The 20,725-nt window shown below is 72.0% G+C and carries 19 protein-coding genes; 12 read left to right on the forward strand and 7 right to left on the reverse strand.

What is annotated here, in order from left to right:
• Positions 1-99: 99 nt before the first annotated feature.
• The 4 genes from ABZV34_RS13510 (at position 100) to ABZV34_RS13525 (ending at position 4,429) form a co-directional block, all read left to right on the forward strand.
• Positions 100-876, forward strand: coding sequence for an LPXTG cell wall anchor domain-containing protein (locus ABZV34_RS13510; protein ID WP_356274735.1), 777 nt, complete (start codon positions 100-102; stop codon positions 874-876).
• Positions 877-909: 33 nt separating this feature from the next.
• The gene (locus tag ABZV34_RS13515) at positions 910-1,887 is read left to right on the forward strand and encodes a hypothetical protein (RefSeq protein ID WP_356274584.1); all 978 of its coding nucleotides are present in this window, start codon (positions 910-912) and stop codon (positions 1,885-1,887) included.
• 65 nt (positions 1,888-1,952) lie between these two features.
• A complete protein-coding gene (locus ABZV34_RS13520) occupies positions 1,953-3,065 on the forward strand; it encodes a hypothetical protein (protein WP_356274738.1) in 1,113 nt (370 codons plus the stop codon).
• 110 nt (positions 3,066-3,175) lie between these two features.
• Complete coding sequence (locus ABZV34_RS13525; protein ID WP_356274586.1) at positions 3,176-4,429, forward strand: hypothetical protein; 1,254 nt, start codon at positions 3,176-3,178, stop codon at positions 4,427-4,429.
• Between the two features lie 109 nt (positions 4,430-4,538).
• Here the strand turns inward: ABZV34_RS13525 and ABZV34_RS13530 are convergent, their stop codons facing one another.
• The gene (locus tag ABZV34_RS13530) at positions 4,539-6,035 is read right to left on the reverse strand and encodes an oligopeptide:H+ symporter (RefSeq protein ID WP_356274589.1); all 1,497 of its coding nucleotides are present in this window, start codon (positions 6,033-6,035) and stop codon (positions 4,539-4,541) included.
• A 493-nt stretch (positions 6,036-6,528) separates the two neighbouring features.
• Between ABZV34_RS13530 and ABZV34_RS13535 the strand changes: the two genes are divergently transcribed.
• Both ABZV34_RS13535 and ABZV34_RS13540 read left to right on the forward strand, forming a co-directional pair.
• Entirely contained in the window at positions 6,529-7,206 is a 678-nt protein-coding gene (locus tag ABZV34_RS13535; protein ID WP_018566970.1) for a response regulator transcription factor, read from the forward strand.
• Positions 7,207-7,563: 357 nt separating this feature from the next.
• Positions 7,564-8,841 (forward strand): ATP-binding protein, encoded by a 1,278-nt coding sequence (locus tag ABZV34_RS13540; protein WP_356274591.1) that lies wholly within the window; start codon positions 7,564-7,566, stop codon positions 8,839-8,841.
• A gap of 53 nt (positions 8,842-8,894) precedes the next feature.
• On the opposite strand, the gene ABZV34_RS13545 is transcribed toward ABZV34_RS13540, so the two are convergent.
• On the reverse strand, positions 8,895-9,473 hold the full coding sequence (locus ABZV34_RS13545; protein ID WP_356274594.1) for a GtrA family protein: 579 nt from the start codon (positions 9,471-9,473) through the stop codon (positions 8,895-8,897).
• Positions 9,474-9,716: 243 nt separating this feature from the next.
• Here ABZV34_RS13545 and ABZV34_RS13550 point away from each other — a divergent pair, with 243 nt between their 5' ends.
• The 4 genes from ABZV34_RS13550 to ABZV34_RS13565 all read left to right on the forward strand — a co-directional run bounded on the left by ABZV34_RS13550 (position 9,717) and on the right by ABZV34_RS13565 (position 13,880).
• Complete coding sequence (locus ABZV34_RS13550; protein WP_356274597.1) at positions 9,717-10,889, forward strand: 5-(carboxyamino)imidazole ribonucleotide synthase; 1,173 nt, start codon at positions 9,717-9,719, stop codon at positions 10,887-10,889.
• Positions 10,886-11,410 carry a 5-(carboxyamino)imidazole ribonucleotide mutase gene (gene purE, locus ABZV34_RS13555; RefSeq protein WP_356274600.1) on the forward strand — a complete coding sequence of 175 codons (525 nt, stop codon included), beginning with the start codon at positions 10,886-10,888 and terminating at the stop codon, positions 11,408-11,410. The genes ABZV34_RS13550 and purE overlap by 4 nt, the downstream gene beginning before the upstream one ends.
• Positions 11,411-11,415: 5 nt before the next feature.
• Entirely contained in the window at positions 11,416-12,594 is a 1,179-nt protein-coding gene (locus ABZV34_RS13560) for a dipeptidase (protein ID WP_356274603.1), read from the forward strand.
• A 125-nt stretch (positions 12,595-12,719) separates the two neighbouring features.
• Complete coding sequence (locus tag ABZV34_RS13565; protein WP_356274606.1) at positions 12,720-13,880, forward strand: dipeptidase; 1,161 nt, start codon at positions 12,720-12,722, stop codon at positions 13,878-13,880.
• A gap of 42 nt (positions 13,881-13,922) precedes the next feature.
• Here ABZV34_RS13565 and ABZV34_RS13570 read toward each other — a convergent pair whose 3' ends face one another.
• Positions 13,923-14,318 carry a VOC family protein gene (locus ABZV34_RS13570; RefSeq protein ID WP_356274609.1) on the reverse strand — a complete coding sequence of 132 codons (396 nt, stop codon included), beginning with the start codon at positions 14,316-14,318 and terminating at the stop codon, positions 13,923-13,925.
• Between the two features lie 92 nt (positions 14,319-14,410).
• Between ABZV34_RS13570 and ABZV34_RS13575 the strand changes: the two genes are divergently transcribed.
• Positions 14,411-14,980 carry a CGNR zinc finger domain-containing protein gene (locus ABZV34_RS13575; RefSeq protein ID WP_356274612.1) on the forward strand — a complete coding sequence of 190 codons (570 nt, stop codon included), beginning with the start codon at positions 14,411-14,413 and terminating at the stop codon, positions 14,978-14,980.
• A 130-nt stretch (positions 14,981-15,110) separates the two neighbouring features.
• Here the strand turns inward: ABZV34_RS13575 and ABZV34_RS13580 are convergent, their stop codons facing one another.
• From ABZV34_RS13580 to ABZV34_RS13595, 4 genes are all read right to left on the reverse strand, one after another.
• Positions 15,111-15,767: a hypothetical protein gene (locus ABZV34_RS13580; protein ID WP_356274614.1), complete on the reverse strand. Its 657-nt coding sequence runs from the start codon at positions 15,765-15,767 to the stop codon at positions 15,111-15,113.
• A 26-nt stretch (positions 15,768-15,793) separates the two neighbouring features.
• Positions 15,794-16,351: a hypothetical protein gene (locus ABZV34_RS13585; protein WP_356274617.1), complete on the reverse strand. Its 558-nt coding sequence runs from the start codon at positions 16,349-16,351 to the stop codon at positions 15,794-15,796.
• 100 nt (positions 16,352-16,451) lie between these two features.
• Positions 16,452-17,534 carry an AI-2E family transporter gene (locus ABZV34_RS13590; RefSeq protein ID WP_356274620.1) on the reverse strand — a complete coding sequence of 361 codons (1,083 nt, stop codon included), beginning with the start codon at positions 17,532-17,534 and terminating at the stop codon, positions 16,452-16,454.
• 412 nt (positions 17,535-17,946) lie between these two features.
• Positions 17,947-19,290, reverse strand: coding sequence for a UDP-glucose/GDP-mannose dehydrogenase family protein (locus ABZV34_RS13595; protein ID WP_356274623.1), 1,344 nt, complete (start codon positions 19,288-19,290; stop codon positions 17,947-17,949).
• A 176-nt stretch (positions 19,291-19,466) separates the two neighbouring features.
• Here ABZV34_RS13595 and ABZV34_RS13600 point away from each other — a divergent pair, with 176 nt between their 5' ends.
• Positions 19,467-20,639 carry an acyl-CoA dehydrogenase family protein gene (locus ABZV34_RS13600; protein WP_356274626.1) on the forward strand — a complete coding sequence of 391 codons (1,173 nt, stop codon included), beginning with the start codon at positions 19,467-19,469 and terminating at the stop codon, positions 20,637-20,639.
• Positions 20,640-20,725 lie beyond the last annotated feature (86 nt).

A 20,725-nucleotide genomic window follows, 5' to 3' on the forward strand; every position in this document is an offset into this window, starting at 1 on the left:
TTCTTCGTACCTGCCGCACGCGCGCTGGATCTCCTCAGATCCGGCGCGCGCTTTGTCTTCCCTCCACAAGGCGCCGGGCGTACCTTGACGGCCGATCTGATGTTCCGTCAGGAATCTGTCAGGAGTGAGGGGCAGGCCGTGCCGAACCGGACGTACCAGAAACGAACCGCCGCGCTCGCGCTCGCCGCGGCCCTGGCCGGCTCGGCGGTGCTGACGGCCGCCCCCGCCGCCCAGGCCGCCGTGGTGGACGTCAACTACCAGTGCAAGACGCCGATCGGCGACAAGAGCGCCGTCTCACCCATCGACATCAAGAGCGTCAGGAGCGGCAGCGCCTACCGGCTCACCATGTCCTGGCAGAAGGGCGTCTCCTCCAGCCCGGTCGAGCTGGGCAAGGGCGCGATGAGCCCGAGCGCGGTCATCAAGGTGGGCGGTGCGGACAGCGGCACCGTCGCGGTGAGCGGCCCGGCCAACGCGGCCGCGATCCCCGCCAACACCCCCATCAAGATCAGTGACTTGAGCGGGACGTACACCCCGTCCAAGAGCGGCAAGGTCACCTTCACGGCGGGCGTCCTGACCATCAAGGCGCTCGGTACGACCACCACCTGCACGCCCACCAACAACCCGGGGCCCTCGCTGACCCTCGACGTCACGGCCGCGGGAGGCGGGACCGGTTCGGGCGGATCGAGCGGGTCGAGCGGGTCCGGAGGGTCGAGCGGGTCGGGTTCCCAGACCGGCTCCGGCTCCGGCGGGCAGCTCCCGCAGACCGGTCCCGCCGACTCGGCGCCGGCTCTCGGCACGCTCGGCGGCACGGTGCTGCTCGTCGGCGCGGCGGGTGCGCTGTGGCTGACGCGCAGGCATCAGGCGGCACGCCGCTGACGCGTTGACCCGTACGACGACCAGGAGCCGCCGATGCCGTACGCCCGTGTTCTGTGCTGTGCCGTCGGCGTGCTGCTGTCGCTGGCCGCACCCCCGGCCGCCGCGGGGGAGGACGACTGGTCCGTCGTGCCGTCCGCGGGCACGGGCACCGGGCGGCCGTACGTCTACGCGGAGGGGACTCCCGGCACGGTCCTCCAGGACACCGTGTCCGTGCTCAACCCGGGCGCGGGGCCGCTGACGGTCCGGCTGCGCGGCGCGGACGCCGACAGCACCGCGCGCGGCGGCCTCACCGTCCGTACCACCGGGAGGCCGACGGACACGGGCGCCTGGATCGCCTTCGCCGAGGAGCGGGAGGGACACCGGGCGCCGGCCGGCGCGGTGTCCGTCCGGGTGCCCGCGCGCACCCGCGCCGACGTGCCGTTCAGCGTGAGCGTTCCGCCGGGCGCGACGCCCGGCGACCATCCGGGGGCGATCGTCGCGAGCGCCGGCGGCCGCACCTCGGCGGTACGGGTGCGGCTGCGGGTCGGCGGGCCGACGCTGTCGGCGCTCACGGTCGAGCACCTCACCCTCCATGGCGGACGCATCTCGTACGAGCTGGTCAACCGCGGCAACACCGTGCTCACCCCGAAGCTCGCGGTACGCGCCGACGGTGTCCTCGGCAGGGTCCTCGACCGACCTCCGAGGGCCCTTCCCGTCGAACTCCCGCCGGGCCGTCGCGTGACGCTCACCGAACCGTGGCGCGACCCGCCGGCGCTGGACGCGGTCGACGTGCGGCTCACGGTGACAGCGGCGGGAGGGGCGCGCGCCACCGCCTCCACGCCGGTGCGGTTCGTGCCCTGGGGCGCGGTGGCGGGTGTCGGGGGCGGTCTCGCGGCGGTCGCCGCGCTGTTCGTCGTACGGCGGCGCGGGCGCCGTACGAGGGATGACGGGGCGTGCGCACCGGCGCGCACGGAAGTGGCGCGTACGGAACCGGCGCGTACCGACGCGGAGTGGACGGGAGCGGTGTCGTGAGCTTCGTCGATGGCAGGGCGCGCGTGACGGTGCGGGCGGTGGTGGTGCGGGTGGCGGCGGTCGCGCTGCTCCTGGTCCCCGTGACGGGGACGGCCGTCGTGTCCGTCGCGTCGGTCGCGTCCGCCGCGGGGAGACCGGGGGTGGAACTGTCCGCCTCCGAGGCGGGGACGGGCGGTTCGGTCACCGTGACCGGCAGCGGATGGCGGCCGAGGACGCTGCTGATGATGCTGATCTGCGGGCAGTCCGTGCCGTCCCGCGGGGTGATCGGCGGCACCAACTCCTGTGCCAACGCGGGCGGCCGGGCCGTCACCACCGACGCGAAGGGGAACTTCGAGAGGAAACTGCCGGTCACCGAGCCGCCCGAGCCGTGCCCGTGCGTCGTGCACGTCGCCACGGTCACGGGCGGACAGGCGGCGGCCGACGCCGTCTTCATGGTCGCCGGGCACCCCGTCGAACCGCTGCCGAAGGAGTCGGGCGCGGGACGTCTGGCGGTGCTCACCGTCACCCGGCTGGACGGCTCCGGCGGGGTGCTGACCTGGTTCGGCGCGCCGCCCGCCCGGGACCTCGTCTTCACCGTCGGCAACGTCGGCACCGCCTCCGTCAAGGACCCCGTCTTCCAGGTCGGCACCTCGCACGGGGTGTTCGCGCCGCAGTGGGAGGAACAGCAGTGGCGCGGCACGGTCGCGCCCGGCGGGAAGGCGCGGATCACCCTCCCGGTGGAGCTCGCGGCCGGGGCGCACGGCGACTACACGGTCTCGCTGAGGTACGGCGGGAAGGTCCTCGCCGAACAGCCGTGGGGCGTCGGCCGCCCCTGGGGCGTGACGCTCTTCTGGATCCTGCTGGGCGTGGTCGTCCCGGCGGCGGTGTTCCGGATCGGGATGGCCGTGGTGGACCGGGTGCGGCCGCGCCGGCCGGCGCGGCGTGCGGGCCCGCACCGGGGCCTGCGGCTGGCCGGCCGCACTCTCCGGCTGCCGAGGCCGGGCGGTTCCCCCGCCCCACCGTCCCCACCCGCCGCGCCCGGGGCGAGGACGTCCGCCGCGGCGGGGAACCGCGTACCGAAGACCGCCGCCACCCCGGCCCTGCCGTGGTTCACGCCGGACAACGATCCCGGTGGCACCGCGAACGGTCAGCTCTCCGCACCGCAAGAGAACAGTCCGACGACGAAGGGGAACACGTGAGTACGCGATGGAGAGTTGCGTCGGCGGGAGGGCGGCGAGGCGCCCCCTCGGACGGGCGGAGAACAGTCCCTGGGGGCGGCCGGAGAGCGAGCGCGGCCGGGTTCGCGCTGATGCTGGCCGGAGCGGGCCTTCTGGTGGGCGTCGCGGCGGGCCCCGCACAGGCCGCCGGGGTGTCCTACGCGACCCGGTGCGTTCCGCCTCCGGCCTCCGGCCTCGACCCCGTCGAGGGCACCACCGAGGTGCAGGTCACGGCGCCCGCGACGGCGAGCGTGGGCGACGAGGTCGAGGTGGTCTGGAAGTTCACGCGGGCCGCGTCGAAGAACCCCGACCTCATCGACCTCCCGGCCGACTCGGTCCAGCCGAGCGGCACCCTGAAGGCGGCCGGTGCGCAGACCGCGGACCTCGCGATGCAAGGACCCCGCGAGAACCCCGCCATACCCAAGGGCGGGGCCATGGTGCTCTCCGACATGAGGGGCACCCTGAAGCTGACGGCGCCCGGCACGGTCACGCTGACCCCGGACGCGTACGTCATCAACGCCTTCTCGACGGACACGAAGTGCGCACCGACCGGGGCGGTGCAGCCGGCGGCGACGATCGAGGTGACAGGTTCCCCGACGTCACCGACACCCACGCCGTCATCGACGCCGACGACGACGCCCTCGGCCACTCCCTCCGGCACGGCGTCGACGCAGCCCACCGGATCCTCGTCGGCGAGCCCGAGCGACAGCGGGGGACAGACGGACTTCACCGGCAAGGAGGTCTCCGTCGCCTACGCGTGCAAGACGCCGATCGGGGACAAGAACGCCGCCTCTCCCGTGCAGATCGACGCACGGAAGAACGGCGGGAGCTTCGATCTCACCGTCCGGTTCAAGAAGTCCGTGATGGACAGTCCGGCCGACATTCCCGCGAACTCGGTCAAGCCGTCGATGGAGGTGGTGCTGGGCGGCGCGGACAAGGGCACGGTCCATGTCGAGGGGCCGGCCAACGCCCAGCCGATCAAGTCCGGGGACCCGATCGGGGTCCCCGACCTCACGGGTACGTACAAGCCCGGCGCGAGCGGTGAGTCCACCCTGGCGCCCGGGGTGCTGACGGTGACGGCCCTCGGCACCACCACCACCTGCACCCCGGCGACGTCACAGGTCTCCCTGACCCTGGACACCGCACGGCAGGAGGGCGGGGCGTCGGGCGGAGGAGGGTCCTCCTCCACGTCCGGTGGCACGTCGTCCGGGTCGACGTCCGGCGGCCTCGCGGAGACGGGCTCCGACAGCCACGGCGCGCTCAGGGCGCTGGGGCTGGTCGCCGGAACGGTGATCCTGCTCGGCGGAGCGGTCTTCACGTTCCTGCCCCGCCGCCACCCGCACTGACCGTCCCCGCGCCCGCGGCGCGGGAACGCCGGAGGGCCACCGCGCCGATGGGGTGCGGTGGCCCTCCGGGTGTCGGGCTCCGGCCCGGGGAAGCCCCGGCGCGGGTGCGTCAGTTGACGTCGCCCATCAGGTCCTTGACCCGCTTGCGGTACATCCAGACCGCGACGCCGGCGATCACGGCGAGCGTGGCCTCCAGGGCGACGATGCCCGTCTTGTTGAGGTCGACCTCGGCGATGGAGAGGATGCCGGTCGTGGCGTCACCGGCGGTGACCGCCAGGAACCAGACACCCATCATCTGGGAGGCGTACTTCGCGGGCGCCATCTTCGTCGTGACCGACAGACCCACCGGAGAGAGCGTCAGCTCGCCGACGGTCTGCACGAAGTAGATCGCCACCAGCCACATCGCCGCGGCCTTGTGACCGCCCTCGGCGATCGTCAGCGGGGCCAGGAAGAGGAAGAACGACGCGCCGACCAGGATCAGGCCGGAGGCGAACTTCGTGGCCGTGCTCGGCTCCTTGCCGCGCTTGTTCAGCGCCAGCCACGCCCAGGCGAAGACCGGGGCGAGCGCCATGATCATGACCGGGTTGACCGACTGGTACCAGGAGACCGGGAAGTCCCACCCGAAGACGGTGTTCTTGGCGGACGAGTCGGCGAAGATCGACATGGTCGAGCCGCCCTGGTCGTAGATCATCCAGAAGACGGCCGCGGCGACGAAGAACCAGATGTACGCGGACATCTTCGACTGCTCGGCGCGGTTCAGGTCCTTGTCCCGCTTGATACGGCCGATGACCATGACCGGGATGACCAGACCGGCGACCGTGATCGGGACCAGCAGCCAGTTCAGCGTGTAGTGGCCCGAGAAGCCGACGATCGCGTAGAAGACGACGGCGACGGCCGCCCAGAACGCCGACTTGCGCAGCGTCGCGGACTTCTCCTCGGCCGACAGGGGCGTGGGGACCTCCTGCGAGCGGGGGCTCAGGTGACGGCCGCCGAGCAGGTACTGGGCCAGGCCCAGGGCCATGCCGAGCGCGGCGATCGCGAAGCCCAGGTGCCAGTTCACGTTCTCGCCGACGGTGCCGATGACCAGCGGCGCGATGAAGGCGCCCAGGTTGATGCCGATGTAGAAGAGCGTGAAGCCACCGTCGCGGCGCGCGTCGTCCGGGCCGTTGTAGAGGTGGCCGACCATCGTCGAGATGTTGGCCTTGAGCAGACCGGAACCGATGGCCACGAGGCCGAGCCCCGCGAAGAAGGTGCCGGAGGTGGGCAGGGCGAGCGTGAGATGGCCCAGCATGATGATCAGGCCCGCGACGGCGACCGTCTTGCGGGGGCCGAGCACACGGTCGGCGACCCAGCCGCCCGGCAGGGCGAGGAGGTACACCAGGGACAGGTACACGGAGTAGATCGCGGTCGCGTTGGCCGCGCTCATGTGCAGGCCGCCCGGTGCCACCAGGTACAGCGGGAGCAGAGCCTTCATGCCGTAGTAGGAGAAACGCTCCCACATCTCGGTCATGAAGAGAGTGGCCAGTCCGCGGGGGTGGCCGAAGAAGGTCTTCCCGGAACCGGGGGTGCCCGGGGTGACCGAGTCCTTCGTCAGGCTGGACGCCATGGTCGTTCCTTGCTGGTCGGGACGCGCCGCTGGAGCGTGACGCGCCCGGTGGGGGGCGGCCGGCACCGGCGGGGTCCGATCCGTCCACCCCACGCCCACGGGGAGTCCGCTCCGGTTCGCGAAGCGGTGCACGGCGACCGCCGGGATCCACGCCCGTCACGCGTCGATGCGCTCGGGCCCGGCCACAGGTCATTCCTGTCGAGGCTGGCGAAACACCAGCCCGCACACAAAAGAGACCCTCAGCGTCACGTAACGCGCCAAAGGTCCCAGTGCGGTGCAACAGGCGTCTGGTCACCATACGACATGTCAATGCCGCATATGAAAGGACTTGAGAGATGGATCACAGGTGATAATGGAACCACGGAAGCATATTCGAAGGCCTTACCCAAGATCGTGCCCACCAGCCGAAGGTGGCTCCCCGGCGGGCCGTAGGTAAGAATCCCGGTCGCCGATCACACCACAGGTGCTGTCCGAGGCGGACTACCATCACCCCATGACCCGTGTACTGCTCGCCGAGGACGACGCGTCCATCTCGGAGCCGCTGGCCCGTGCCCTGCGCCGGGAGGGTTACGAGGTCGAAGTGCGCGAGGACGGACCCACCGCGCTCGACGCCGGAATGCAGGGCGGCGTCGACCTGGTCGTCCTGGACCTGGGGCTGCCCGGAATGGACGGCCTGGAAGTGGCCCGCCGGCTCCGTGCCGAAGGCCACACCGTCCCCATCCTCATCCTGACCGCGCGCGCCGACGAGGTGGACACCGTCGTCGGTCTCGACGCGGGCGCCGACGACTACGTGACCAAGCCGTTCCGCCTCGCCGAACTGCTCGCCCGCGTCCGGGCGCTCCTGCGGCGTGGCGCCGCCGAGCCGCAGCAGCCGCCCGCCACGCACGGGGTGCGGATCGACGTCGAGTCGCACCGGGCCTGGATGGGTGACGAGGAACTCCAGCTCACGGCCAAGGAGTTCGACCTGCTGAGGGTGCTGGTCCGGGACGCGGGGCGGGTCGTCACCCGGGACCAGCTCATGCGCGAGGTCTGGGACACCACGTGGTGGTCGTCCACCAAGACCCTCGACATGCACATCTCCTGGCTGCGCAAGAAGCTCGGTGACGATGCGGCGAACCCCCGGTACATCGCGACGGTACGGGGTGTCGGTTTCCGCTTCGAGAAGAGCTGACGGGGGACTGCCGCCCGGGACCCCGGCATCGGCCTGAACGGCCTCGTCCTCAAACGCCGGACGGGCTGAAAGACATGCCCCCGCCCGAGGCCGGCCCCCACCTCCGGGCCGGCCCCGACCTTCTCGGCACGGGCCTCGACCATCTGGCGGAGGCCCGCACATCCAGCCCGTCCGGCGTTTGAGGACGAGCCCTTGGGGCGATCGGGGGTCCAGGGGGCGAAGCCCCTTGGCGGGGGCCTGGGGGCGGAGCCTCCAGGTACGGGATGGGTCGGGCAGGGGCGGCGGGGGCGAGGAAACCCGCCCGCCACCACAACAGTGCACACTGGTCCCCGTACAGCCACCCGCCCGGAGGGCCCCGTGCGTCGCCGCCTCATCCAGTCCACCCTCGCCGTCGTCCTCGTGGTGATCGCCGTCTTCGGCGTCTCCCTCGTGATCGTCGAGACCCGCACCATCAGCAACAGCGCCCAGGAACGCGTGGACTCCGAAGCCCTGCGCCTCGCCAGCATCGTGGACAGCCGCATCCTCGGCGAGGAACACATCAACGCGGAGATCCTCAGGAACCAGGTCGCGGAGGACCGCTACGCCGTGATCCGGGTCCCCGGCCGGCCCCCCATCGAGGTCGGGATCCAGCCCAGCGGCGACGTCATCCACTCCACGGCCAAGGGCGAGGAGGGCGAGACCGTCGTCGTCCAGGAGCCCCGCTCGGCCGTGACCCGCGAGGTCGGCCGCACGCTCCTGATCATCGCGGCGGTCGCCCTGCTCGCGATCATCGCCGCCGTGCTGCTCGCCGTACGCCAGGCCAACCGCCTGGCCTCCCCACTCACCGACCTCGCGGAGACCGCCGAGCGGCTCGGCTCCGGCGACCCCCGCCCCCGACACAAGCGCTACAGCGTGCCGGAACTGGACCGTGTCGCGGACGTCCTGGACAGCAGCGCGGAACGCATCGCCCGCATGCTGACCGCCGAGCGCCGCCTGGCCGCCGACGCCTCCCACCAGCTCCGTACGCCCCTCACGGCCCTCTCCATGCGGCTGGAGGAAATCACCCTCACGGATGACCCGAACATCGTGAAGGAAGAGGCGACGATCGCGCTCACCCAGGTCGAGCGGCTCACGGACGTCGTGGAGCGCCTGCTGACCAACGCCCGTGACCCCCGTACGGGCTCCGCCGTCTCCTTCGACCTCGACGAGGTCATCAAGCAGCAGCTGGAGGAGTGGCGCCCCGCCTACCGCAGCGCGGGCCGCGCCATCGTCAGCTCGGGCAAGCGGCACCTGCGGGCCGTCGGCACCCCGGGCGCGGTCGCCCAGGTGCTGGCCGCGCTCATCGAGAACTCGCTCATGCACGGCGGCGGCACCGTCGCCCTGCGCACCCGGGTCACCGGCAACCAGGCCGTCGTCGAGGTCACGGACGAGGGCCCCGGGGTCCCCACCGACCTGGGCGCCCGCATCTTCGAGCGCACCATCAGCGGCCGCAACTCCACCGGTATCGGCCTCGCGGTCGCCCGCGACCTCGCGGAGGCCGACGGGGGCCGTCTGGAGATGCTCCAGGCGCAGCCGCCGGTGTTCGGCCTGTTCCTGTCCCGTACGCCGCTGAAGAGGCCGCCACTGGTGGACGACGAGGAGCCGACGGTCCGGTAGCGGGGCTCCGGCGCGGCGGAAGGTCCCGCCCGCCCCGCGACGCCGGGCGCGTCCTAGTTGGCCCGGGCCCTGGCCGGCGCGCGCTCGGCGCCGGTCTGCGCCTCCGCCGCGTCGAGGACGGCCCGCGTCCGCAGCTCCGCCCCCGGCTCCGTCCCGGTCGCGGGCTCCTCGGCCGGCAGCGTGCGGAACACCCAGGTGCGGTACGACCAGAAGCGGAACAGGGTCGCGATGCCGATGCCGACGAACTTGAAGACGTTGCTCTGCAGCGGGCTGTCCCAGCCGAAGCTGTACGTCGCCACGTACAGCACGCCGTTCTCGATGACCAGTCCCACCGCGCTGAACAGCACGAAGAGGGTCATCTCCCGGGTACGGCCGCCGCGGTCGCGGTCCCGGTAGGTGAAGTAGCGGAACCCGACGTAGTTGAAGACGATGGCGACGACCGTGGCGATGACACTGGCCCGGACGACCTGCAGGCCGGTGGCGTGCCGGACCAGGTTGAAGGTCACCAGGTTGACGAGCAGGCCCGCGCCGCCGACCGCGCCGAATTTGGCGACTTCGCGCAGGAGCTGGTCGAAACGGCGGCGAACCGCGCTGCGAGGCCTCGTAGGAAGCCCCGAAGAAGCACTGCCCATGGTGTCGCCAGCCCCCGTCGTTCGGTCATCGGTCGGTCGTCGTTCGGTTATTTCAACCCGGCCATGCTAACCAGCGGCTCCCCGTCCTGCCTGTGGCCGGACTCACGGGTGCGGAAAACGCGGCTCACCGACGGGGCGGGCGCGGGGCGTACGGCGGGGGGAGGGGCGGGCCGCGCGGCGGGCGGGGGAGGGCGCGCGGAGAGCGGAATCCGGTTGCCGTGGCGCGGCCGATACTCTTGGAGCGTGACGTTCCCGGTAGTCGGCATGGTCGGCGGGGGTCAGCTCGCTCGTATGACACACGAGGCGGGCATCCCGCTCGGCATCAGGTTCAAGCTCCTCAGTGACACCCCTCAGGATTCCGCGGCGCAAGTGGTCGGTGATGTCGTCATCGGCGACTACCGCGACCTCGACACGCTGCGTGACTTCGCGCGGGGCTGCGATGTGATCACCTTCGATCACGAACATGTGCCCAGCGAGCATCTGCGCGCCCTGGAGGCGGACGGCATCCCCGTCCGTCCGGGACCCGACGCGCTCGTGCACGCCCAGGACAAGGGGGTGATGCGCGCGAAGCTCGACGCGCTCGGCGTGCCCTGTCCGCGGCACCGGATCGTGGGCGACGTCGACGACGTCGCCGCCTTCGCGGCCGAGGGCCTCGCGCCCGGCGCCGAGGGCGACGGTTTCCCGGTGATCCTGAAGACCGTCCGCGGCGGCTACGACGGCAAGGGGGTCTGGTTCGTACGCTCCCTGGAGGAGGCGGCCGAGCCCTTCCGCGCCGGCGTCCCCGTGCTGGCCGAGGAGAAGGTCGACTTCGTACGGGAACTGGCGGCGAACGTCGTCCGCTCACCGCACGGCCAGGCGGTCGCGTACCCGGTCGTCGAGTCCCAGCAGGTCGGCGGCGTCTGCGACACGGTGATCGCGCCCGCGCCAGGGATCCCGGACGAGCTGGCCCTGAGGGCCGAGGAGCTCGCCCTGCGCATCGCGAAGGAACTCGGCGTCGTGGGTCATCTGGCCGTCGAACTGTTCGAGATCCGCGAGCCCGACGGGACGCCCGGCATTCTCGTCAACGAACTGGCCATGCGCCCGCACAACTCGGGCCACTGGAGCCAGGACGGCGCGATCACCTCCCAGTTCGCCAACCACGTCCGCGCGGTCCTCGACCTCCCCCTCGGCGACCCGCGCCCGCGCGCCCGGTGGACGGTCATGGTCAACGTCCTCGGCGGCGACTACCCGGACATGTACTCCGCGTACCTGCACTGCATGGCCCGCGACCCCCAGCTGAAGATCCACATGTACGGCAAGGACGTGAAGCCCGGCCGCAAGGTCGGCCACGTCAACACCTACGGCGACGACCTGGACGACGTCCTCGATCGCGCCCGCCACGCAGCCGGTTACCTGAGAGGCACGATCACCGAATGAGCCCAGTAGTAGGCATCGTCATGGGGTCGGACTCCGACTGGCCCGTCATGGAGGCCGCCGCCCAGGCCCTCCACGAGTTCGAGATCCCCTACGAGGTCGACGTCGTCTCCGCGCACCGCATGCCGCACGAGATGATCGCGTACGGCGAGCAGGCCGCCGGGCGTGGACTCAAGGCGATCATCGCGGGTGCCGGCGGCGCCGCCCACCTGCCCGGCATGCTCGCCTCGGTCACCCCGCTGCCCGTCATCGGCGTACCGGTCCCGCTGAAGTACCTCGACGGCATGGACTCGCTGCTGTCGATCGTGCAGATGCCGGCCGGCGTCCCCGTCGCGACCGTCTCCGTCGGCGGCGCGCGCAACGCGGGCCTGCTGGCGGCCCGGATGCTCGCCGCGCACGACGAGGAACTCCTCACCCGCATGCGGGACTTCCAGCAGGAGCTGAACGACCAGGCCACCGAGAAGGGCAAGCAGCTGCGGGCCAAGGTCGAGGGCGCGGCCGGCGGCTTCGGCTTCGGGAAGTGACGCGGATGGCCTCCCTCGACGAAGCCCTGGACCTGCTGCGGGAGTTCCCCGTGGTCGACGGGCACAACGACCTCCCCTGGGCGCTGCGGGAACAGGTGCGCTACGACCTCGGCGCCCGCGACATCGCCACCGACCAGAGCGCCCACCTCCACACCGACCTGGCGCGGCTGCGCGCGGGCGGCGTCGGCGCGCAGTACTGGTCGGTGTACGTCCGCTCGGACCTGCCCGACCCGCTCACCATGACGCTCGAACAGATCGACTGCGTACGGCAGCTGATCGACCGTCACCCGGCCGACCTGCGTGCCGCGCTGACGGCGGCGGACATGACGGCGGCACGGGCGGAAGGCCGCATCGCCTCGCTCATGGGCGCGGAGGGCGGTCACTCCATCGACAACTCCCTCGGAGCGCTGCGGGGGTTGTACGCGCTGGGCGTGCGCTACATGACGCTCACCCACAACGACAACACCGCGTGGGCGGACTCGGCCACGGACGTCCCCGCCGTCGGCGGCCTGTCCGCCTTCGGCCGCGAGGTCGTCCGGGAGATGAACCGCGAGGGCATGCTGGTCGACCTCTCGCACGTCGCGGCGACGACCATGCGGGACGCGCTGGACACCTCCGCCGCCCCGGTGATCTTCTCGCACTCCTCCTCGCGCGCGGTCTGCGACCACCCGCGCAACATCCCGGACGACGTCCTGGAGCGGCTGCCCGCCAACGGGGGAACGGCGATGGTGACGTTCGTACCGAAGTTCGTCCTGCAGGCGGCGGTCGACTGGACGGCCGAGGCCGACGAGAACATGCGCGCGCACGGCCTCCACCACCTCGACACCACCCCCGAGGGGATGAAGGTCCACCGCGTCTTCGAGGAGACCCACCCGAGGCCCGTCGCCACGGTGTCGACGGTGGCGGACCATCTCGACCACATGCGCGAGGTCGCCGGCGTCGACCACCTCGGCATCGGCGGCGACTTCGACGGCACGGCGTTCACGCCCGAGGGCCTCGACGACGTCTCCGGCTATCCGAACCTGATCGCGGAGCTGTTCGCCCGCGGCTGGTCCCGCGCCGACCTCGCCAAGCTGACCTGGCAGAACGCGGTGAGGGTGCTGGGCGCGGCCGAGGATGTGGCCCGCGGCCTGCGGGCGACGCGCGGTCCGTCGAACGCGACGCTGGCCCAGCTCGACGGCTGACCGCTCCGGCCGCTTCCCGGTGGACGGGACGTACCCCCGAACGCCCCGTCCACCAGGAAGCTCCCCCGCGCCCCGTGCGACGGTGACGGTACTGCGATCACCGTCCACGCAACGGAGCCGACGTCATGGCAGACCTGCAGGAAGAACTGCACCCCACCCCCGAGGTGGCGGAGCTCGACCGGCCCGCTGCCTGGGCGGAGGCCGGGCCGGAGTCCGGGACGGCGGACCTGGACGTCCCGGAGTCCGCGCCGGCCGCGGTGCGGGAGAACGCCCCGGACGCCGATCCCCTGGTGCGGGCGCGCAGCTTCCTCGCCGGTCATCCCGTCGCCGACGGCTACAGCGGGCTGCCCTGGGCACTGCGACACCTTCCCTGGTACGACCTGGAGGTCGGCGAGAGCGCCGTGGACACGGATGTGCCGCGGCTGCGGGAGGGGCATGTCGGCGCGTTGTTCTGGTCGCTGCACCTGCCCGAGGGACTGGCCGGGGACCGGGCCGTCGGCGCCACCCTGGAACAGCTGGACCTGGTGCGCACCGTGGTCCAGGCCCACCCCGAGGGGCTGCGGATGGCGCACACCGCCTCCGAGGTCAACGACGCCCGGCACTGCCGCCGGGTGGCCGTGCTGCTGGGCCCGGCCGGTGCCGCCGCGCTCGGCGACTCGCTCGGCATCCTGCGGGCCCTGCGCACCCTCGGCCTGCGGGTCCTCACCCTGGCGGGTGCCTCCTGGGCCAGCCAGGCGGGCCTGACCAGGTTCGGGGAGGAGGTACTGCGCGAGATGAACCGGCTGGGCGTGATCGCCGACCTCTCCGGGACCTCGGACGCCACCATCGCCCGTACCCTGGCGGCCTCCAAGGCCCCGGTCCTGTTCACCCGTTCGGCGGCCCGCGCGCTCCGTCCCCACCCGGCGAACCTGTCCGACGACGTCCTCGCCGGACTGGGCGCGTCGAAGGGGGTGTGCATGGTCCCCCTCACCGCCGAGCAGGCGGGCCCGACGGTCCGGGACGTCGCCGACCACCTCGACCACGTCCGGGCCGTCGCGGGCCCGGAGTGCGTCGGCGTCTCGGGGACGTACGACTCCGGGGCCGCGCACCCGCAGGACCTCGCCGACGCGTCCTGCTACCCGAACCTGATCGCCGAACTCCTGGCCCGCGGCTGGTCCGATGCCGATCTCGCCCTGCTGACCTGGGGGAACGTCCAGCGAATCGTGCGCAGTGCCGACTTCACGGCGCGGGCGGCCCAGCAGCGCCGCCAGCCGTCCACGGCCAGGATCGCCGAACTGGACGGCTGACCCGGCCGCAGGGGCCAGGACCCGGCTCCGGGCCCGCCCCGGTCAGCAGGCGCAGAGGCAGAACGGGTGCCCCGCGGGGTCGGCGTAGACCCGCCAGCTCCGCGAACGGTCCTCCGCGTCCAGCGGCCGGGCGCCGAGCGCGAGCACGCCCTCCTCGGCCGCGTCCAGGTCGTCGACGGTCAGGTCCAGGTGGAACTGCTGCGAGCCCTCGGGCGCCGGCCACCGCGGCGGTACGTGCCCGGGAGCGGCCTGGAACGCCAGCGACTGTCCGCCGGGCACTGTCAGATCCACCCAGTCGGTGTTACCGGTGGTTCCCGCGTCTGCCGCGTCTCTCTCCTCGGTTTCCACGGTGCCGCCCAGCACCTCGGCGTAGAACCCGGCCAGCGCGCGCGGGTCGGGACAGTCCAGGACGACGACGCCGAGCTTGGCGAGAGCCATGACTCCTCCTACGGGAGAATGGTTACCTGTAGACCCCTGAATGAGGTAACAGCGTTACTGCATGCTCCCGCACAGGAGGTAACGTCGCAACCATGAACGACCGCGCACCCGCACCCGGAGGACTGGCCCTGATCCAGTCCCTGGTGAACACCCTCGACCTCGAATCGGGCGCGGACCGGCTGGACACCGCCGAGGGCCGGGCCGCGTTCGGCCTCGCGGCAGGCGGCACCGAGGCGGCACGCGAACTGCGCGAGTCGCTGCGCGCGGTGTGCCTGGCGCACGCCGACCATCCGCCGCACCGGCAGGTCACCCCGCTCGGCGAGCTGCTGGCCGGTGCGCCCCTGTACCTCACGGTCGACGGACGGGACGGCGGCGCGGGCTTCGCTCCGGCCGCCCCCGCCGTCCCCGCCGTCACTTCGGCACCGGCCGTCCTCTCGGCCCCCGTCACCCCGGCGCCCGCCGTGAACGAGTCCCTCACCTCCCGGGTCGCCGCGGCCATCGCGGAGTCGCTCGTCGACGGCACCTGGGTCCGGCTGAAGGCCTGCGAGGCGTCGACCTGTCACTGGGCGTACTACGACCGCTCCCCGGCCGGCCGCGGCCGCTGGTGCTCGATGTCGGTCTGCGGGGCGCGCGCCAAGATGCGCCGCTACCGCGCGAAGTAGGTGACGGAGCCGTACGAAGTGGGCCAACCGGCCGCGCCGGTCCCGGGGACGGTGGAGAATGTGGTGCGACGCCGGTCCGGCCGACTGAGCCTCGGCCGGACCGGCGTCGTCCGGGTGCCGCCGCGCCGGGTCAGGTGACCAGCAGCCGGTTGAAGAACGAGCGGTAGTGGCGCAGGGCCAGGCGCAGGTTCTCCGTGTCCGCCTGCTCACCCCGGTTCCACTGTCCTTCCAGTTCCTGTTTGTGATCGGCGAAGGTGGCGGCGAGCCGCTGCATCACGTCCGCGACGAGGGCGTCGGCGGTGTGCACGGCGTCGCGCGGGTCGTCGACGAACTGGCTCTGCACCTCCTGCCAGCGGGCGCGGAACGCCTCTTCGTCCTGCGGGCTGAGGAGTTGGGGAGTGTCGTCGGCGTCCTGGGTGTCCTGGGCGGAGCCGCCGCCGGTGGTCCGGTCCCGCGAGCCCGCCGCCCGCGTGTCGGTGCCCCCGGCCCGGTCGTCCGGGCCCCCGGTGTCGCGCCCGGTGTCCTCCTCGCCCCTGGCACCTTCGCGCCCGGTGTCCGCGCGTCCCGTGTCCTCACGTCCGGCGTCGTCGAACCCGGTGTCGTCCTCGCGCTCCGGGGCGTCGCTCGGCGTGGCCGTGCTCTCGCCGGGGAACATCGGCGCGTCGGGCGGCGGGCCCGACGTGTCCTCGCCGGCGCGGTCGCGGGGCCGGGCGAGATCGTCGGTGGACAGGCCGCTCTCGGTGGCGGTGTCCGGCATGTCATGGCCTCGTGTGTCCTGGCGGTGCATCACTCACTCCGTTCCGTCCGGGCCGGTCAGGCCCGCGCGTGGCGGCGACGGCCGCCGTCGGAGAGCAGCTCGTCGAAGAGGGCGCGGTAGTGCACCATGGCCCCCCGCAGCTGCTCCGTCGTCGCCTGGTGCCGTGTGCTGAGTCCGTCCACGTCATGGGCGGCCCGGTAGTGCTCCAGGGTGCGGCCGTGCTCGACCGAGAGGTCCCTGAGCTGCTGCTCGAAGTCCTGGGTCGGATAGCCGCGTTCGTTCATCAGTGAGGTCACCAGGCGGTCCGCGTCGTGCACGGCGCCCTCCGGGTGATCCACGAAGTCTTCCTGTACGCCGGCCCAGTCGCGGGTGTACCGGTCCTTGGTGCCGCTGTCCAGCGGCCTGATGTCCAGGGAGTCGTGCCGCTTCTCACGGTCCTTGAGGTCGCGCTCCGCGGCCGAGCGGTTGTCGGCGCTCTCCACCGTTCGCTCGTACTCCGGACCGAAGCGCTCCCGCAGCTTCCGGCGCCGCATGAGCTGTGAAGCCACCACCGCGATCAGGGCGATCACCACCACGACAGGAATGATGATGGCCAGAAGTGTTCCTGTTGACATGGGGCAGAGCCTCCTCGCCGGCGCCCGATGTGCGCCTCTGTCTGTCGGGTCCCCCCAACCCCGGGGTTGAAACGAGATGCGAGGAATGCCCTGAATACGGCTATGAGTGTGGTTTGTCGTTGGCGTGCGGGTCCGGTACGGACGGGGCGGGCGGGGCGCGCAGCGCGCCGAACACGGACCAGGCGACCGACACCATCGGAACGGCGACGACCGCGCCGATCACCCCGGCCAGGACGCCGCCGGCGATGACGGAGAGTGCCACCACCACGGGGTGCAGCCGGACCGCCCAGCTGAGCACCAGCGGATGCAGCACATGGCCCTCGAGCTGGCCGACGACCACGATGAGGGCGAGGACCACGACGGCGACCACCGGACCCCGCGAGGCCAGGGCGACGACCGTGGCCACGGCGAGCGCGACGGGCGAGCCCACCAGCGGGACGAACGCGGCGAAGAACTCCAGCAGCATCAGCGGCAGCGCCAGCGGCACGCCCAGCAGGAACAACGCGATGCCCACCACCACGGCGTTGGTGGCGGCCACGATGATGATGCCCCGGGTGTACCCGGCGAACGTCCGCCAGGCCGCCCGTCCCGCGCGGTCCCACGGGTCCCGCGCACGCTCGGGCAGCAGCGCCTGGAACCAGTGCCAGAACCGTTCACCGGAGTGGATGAAGAACAGGGAGCAGAACAGCGCGAGCACGCCGCCGGCCAGCACCTCCAGCACCCGCCCGGCGCCGCTGAGCGCGCTGCTGAGCAGTGCGGAACGGTGCTGTGAGAGGTACGCGGTCGCCTTGTCCTGAAGGTTCGCCAGCGCCGCGTGGCCCACGTGGAAGGGAGATCCCTCCAGCCACCGCTCGATCCGTCCGGCGCCCCCGGCGAACTCCTCGCCCAGCCGCCCCGATTCACTCGCGACCAGACCGCCGACCAGGGCCAGCAGCCCGAGCACCATCACCACGCTGCCCACCAGGCTCACCGCGGTCGCCAGACCCCGCGGCAGCCACCGGGCCAGCAGATTGGCCGCCGGACGCAGCACCGAGGTCACCACCAGCGCGAGGAACAGCGCGACGGCGACCAGTTGCAGCCGTCCCAGGATCTTGAAGCACGCGTACGCGGCCGCTCCCAGCACGAGCAGCCGCCAGGCGTACGCGGCGGTCACCCGCAGTCCGCCGCTCACGTCCGCGGTCACGCTGTCGCGGTCCCCGCCGCGCCGCGCCGCGGTCCCGGCCGTACGAGCCCGGGCCACCGCGCCCACTCCGCCGACGGGCCGGCTCCCCCGTACGACGTACCGCGCCCGCCGTCCACCGCGTCCGGAGCCGCGGCCCGCGTCCGGACCTGTGCCCTGACCTGTGCCCGAATCCGGGCCCGGACCTGTGCCGGGACTACCCGGCCGTCCGTGCGAACGACGCGACCCGTCGGTCACCCGTGCGTCACCGCCCTCCGTCGTCGGGACCGGACAGGCGCGTCACCGAAGAGGCGCCTGCGGTCGACGCCGTGGCATCAGGTGACCGGACCACAACGGGACAGATCGCACACAAGGGGCGTCAGGGACAGCGTGTGGTCCTTCGAGGAGGGGCCGCAAGCCGGGGCGGGCGGGCGGGTCAGGCGGTGGGCCGTCCCATCGCCCGGTACGTCCAGCCGGCCCGCCGCCACAGCTCGGGGTCGAGGGCGTTGCGCCCGTCGAGGAGCACGCGGGCGGTGGCCGCCTCGCCCAGGGCCGCGGGGTCCAGCTCACGGAACTCGCGCCACTCGGTGAGGTGCAGGACGACATCGGCGCCGCGGACGGCCCCGGCGGCCGAGTCCGCGTACCCGAGCGTCGGGAAGAGCCGCTTGGCGTTCGCCATGCCCTTGGGGTCGTAGACGGTGACCTGGCCGCCCTGGAGGTGGATCTGCCCGGCGACGTTCAGCGCCGGCGAGTCCCGTACGTCGTCGGAGTCGGGCTTGAAGGTCGCGCCGAGCACGGCGACCCGCTTGCCGAGGAACGAACCGCCGCCGAGCGCCTCGCGGGCCATCTCGACCATCTGGCCGCGCCGCCGCATGTTGATGGAGTCGATCTCGCGCAGGAAGGTCAGCGCCTGGTCGGCGCCCAGCTCACCGGCGCGTGCCATGAAGGCGCGGATGTCCTTGGGCAGACAGCCGCCGCCGAAGCCGATCCCGGCCCGCAGGAACTTCTTGCCGATGCGCTCGTCGTGTCCTATGGCCTCGGCCAGCATGGCGACATCGCCGCCGGCCGCCTCGCAGACCTCGGCCATGGCGTTGATGAAGGAGATCTTGGTCGCGAGGAAGGAGTTCGCGGAGGTCTTCACCAGCTCGGCGGTCGGGAAGTCGGTCACCACGAAGGGCGAGCCCTCGGCGACCGGCGTCGTGTACACCTCGCGCAGCAGCTTCTCGGACCGCTCGCCGCGCACGCCCACCACGATCCGGTCGGGGTGCAGCGTGTCCTGCACGGCGAAGCCCTCGCGCAGGAACTCCGGGTTCCAGGCGAGCTCGGCGTCCTCGCCGGCGGGCGACAGCTCGGCGAGCGTCCGTGCCAGCCGTTCCGCGGAACCCACGGGCACGGTGGACTTGCCGACGACGAGGGCGGGCCCCTTCAGATGCGGGGCCAGCGACTCGAACGCCGCGTCGACGTACGACATGTCGCACGCGTACTCGCCGTGCTTCTGCGGGGTGTTCACGCAGACGAAGTGGACGTCGCCGAACTGCCCGACCTCGGCCCAGTCCATGGTGAAACGCAGGCGCCCGGTGGACCCCTCGATGCCCGCCACGTGCTTGCGCAGCAGCTCCTCGAGGCCCGGCTCGTACATCGGGACCTCGCCCCGCTGGAGCATCTCGATCTTCTCGGGGACGACGTCGAGCCCCAGCACCTCGAAACCGAGTTCGGCCATGGCGGCGGCGTGGGTGGCGCCGAGATAGCCGGTACCGATCACGGTGATCTTGAGGGCCATGCGTGCTCCTGGGGTATACGGCCGTGGGTGCGCTGCCCGAGCATAGTCGGGGCATGACGGGGCCCCTCGCCGGGCAGGTTTCCCGCTGTCGCGAAGCTCACGTATACCTCCCGTGGGCAGGCCCCTAAAATTTGGGTTACTTAACGGTAATTAGCGTCTTTGGAGCGTGAGAGACCTTGGCCGGATCGGCTGATTTCGACCTGTACCGCCCTTCCGAGGAGCACGACATGCTCCGGGACGCGATCCGTTCGCTGGCCGAGGCGAAGATCGCGCCGTACGCGGCGGTGGTCGACGAGGAAGCCCGTTTCCCGCAGGAGGCCCTGGATGCCCTGGTCTCCTCCGACCTGCACGCCGTGCACGTGCCGGAGACGTACGGCGGTGCCGGCGCCGACGCGCTCGCCACCGTGATCGTGATCGAGGAGGTGGCGCGGGTGTGCGCCAGCTCCTCTCTCATCCCGGCCGTGAACAAGCTCGGCTCGCTCCCGGTGATCCTCTCCGGTTCCGAGGCCCTGAAGCAGAAGTACCTGGCGCCCCTGGCGGCGGGCGACGGCATGTTCTCGTACGCCCTCTCCGAGCCGGACGCGGGCTCGGACGCGGCGGGCATGAAGACGAAGGCGGTCCGCGACGGCGACTCCTACGTCCTCAACGGCGTGAAGCGCTGGATCACCAACGCGGGTGAGTCCGAGTACTACACGGTGATGGCCGTCACCGACCCCACGAAGCGCTCCAAGGGCATATCGGCCTTCGTGGTCGAGAAGTCGGACGAGGGCGTCTCCTTCGGCGCCCCGGAGAAGAAGCTCGGCATCAAGGGCAGCCCGACGCGCGAGGTCTATCTCGACAACGTCCGCATCCCCGCGGACCGCATGATCGGCGAGGAGGGCACCGGCTTCGCCACCGCGATGAAGACCCTGGACCACACCCGCATCACGATCGCGGCCCAGGCGCTCGGCATCGCCCAGGGCGCTCTCGACTACGCCAAGGGCTATGTCCGCGAGCGCAAGCAGTTCGGCAAGGCGATCGCCGACTTCCAGGGCATCCAGTTCATGCTCGCCGACATGGCCATGAAGATCGAGGCGGCCCGGCAGCTGACGTACGCGGCGGCCGCCACGTCCGAGCGCGTCACCGCCGGAGGCAAGGAAGGCGGCCTGACCTTCCAGGGCGCGGCGGCCAAGTGCTTCGCCTCCGACGTCGCCATGGAGGTCACCACGGACGCCGTCCAGCTGCTCGGCGGCTACGGCTACACCCGTGACTACCCGGTCGAGCGCATGATGCGCGACGCCAAGATCACCCAGATCTACGAAGGCACGAACCAGGTGCAGCGGATCGTGATGGCGAGGAACCTTCCCTAGCAGGGTGGTTCCCGTCCGGCGGCGAGATCCGGCGGCGAGATCCGGACGCGGACGGCCGCGTACCTGCCGTCCGCGTCCGGACCACG

Source organism: Streptomyces sp. NPDC005195 (assembly GCF_040608315.1).
GTDB lineage: Bacteria > Actinomycetota > Actinomycetes > Streptomycetales > Streptomycetaceae > Streptomyces > Streptomyces kaempferi.

What these genes read in the sequence shown, in the direction of transcription:
- ABZV34_RS13585 (WP_356274617.1), bottom strand. Translation starts at nt 16,351, where the DNA reads ATGTCAACAGGAACACTTCTGGCCATCATCATTCCTGTCGTGGTGGTG.
- ABZV34_RS13515 (WP_356274584.1), top strand. Translation starts at nt 910, where the DNA reads ATGCCGTACGCCCGTGTTCTGTGCTGTGCCGTCGGCGTGCTGCTGTCG.
- ABZV34_RS13560 (WP_356274603.1), top strand. Translation starts at nt 11,416, where the DNA reads ATGGCCTCCCTCGACGAAGCCCTGGACCTGCTGCGGGAGTTCCCCGTG.
- ABZV34_RS13535 (WP_018566970.1), top strand. Translation starts at nt 6,529, where the DNA reads ATGACCCGTGTACTGCTCGCCGAGGACGACGCGTCCATCTCGGAGCCG.
- purE (WP_356274600.1), top strand. Translation starts at nt 10,886, where the DNA reads ATGAGCCCAGTAGTAGGCATCGTCATGGGGTCGGACTCCGACTGGCCC.
- ABZV34_RS13530 (WP_356274589.1), bottom strand. Translation starts at nt 6,035, where the DNA reads ATGGCGTCCAGCCTGACGAAGGACTCGGTCACCCCGGGCACCCCCGGT.
- ABZV34_RS13545 (WP_356274594.1), bottom strand. Translation starts at nt 9,473, where the DNA reads ATGGGCAGTGCTTCTTCGGGGCTTCCTACGAGGCCTCGCAGCGCGGTT.
- ABZV34_RS13580 (WP_356274614.1), bottom strand. Translation starts at nt 15,767, where the DNA reads ATGCACCGCCAGGACACACGAGGCCATGACATGCCGGACACCGCCACC.
- ABZV34_RS13575 (WP_356274612.1), top strand. Translation starts at nt 14,411, where the DNA reads ATGAACGACCGCGCACCCGCACCCGGAGGACTGGCCCTGATCCAGTCC.
- ABZV34_RS13595 (WP_356274623.1), bottom strand. Translation starts at nt 19,290, where the DNA reads ATGGCCCTCAAGATCACCGTGATCGGTACCGGCTATCTCGGCGCCACC.
- ABZV34_RS13525 (WP_356274586.1), top strand. Translation starts at nt 3,176, where the DNA reads ATGCTGGCCGGAGCGGGCCTTCTGGTGGGCGTCGCGGCGGGCCCCGCA.
- ABZV34_RS13510 (WP_356274735.1), top strand. Translation starts at nt 100, where the DNA reads ATGTTCCGTCAGGAATCTGTCAGGAGTGAGGGGCAGGCCGTGCCGAAC.
- ABZV34_RS13565 (WP_356274606.1), top strand. Translation starts at nt 12,720, where the DNA reads ATGGCAGACCTGCAGGAAGAACTGCACCCCACCCCCGAGGTGGCGGAG.
- ABZV34_RS13570 (WP_356274609.1), bottom strand. Translation starts at nt 14,318, where the DNA reads ATGGCTCTCGCCAAGCTCGGCGTCGTCGTCCTGGACTGTCCCGACCCG.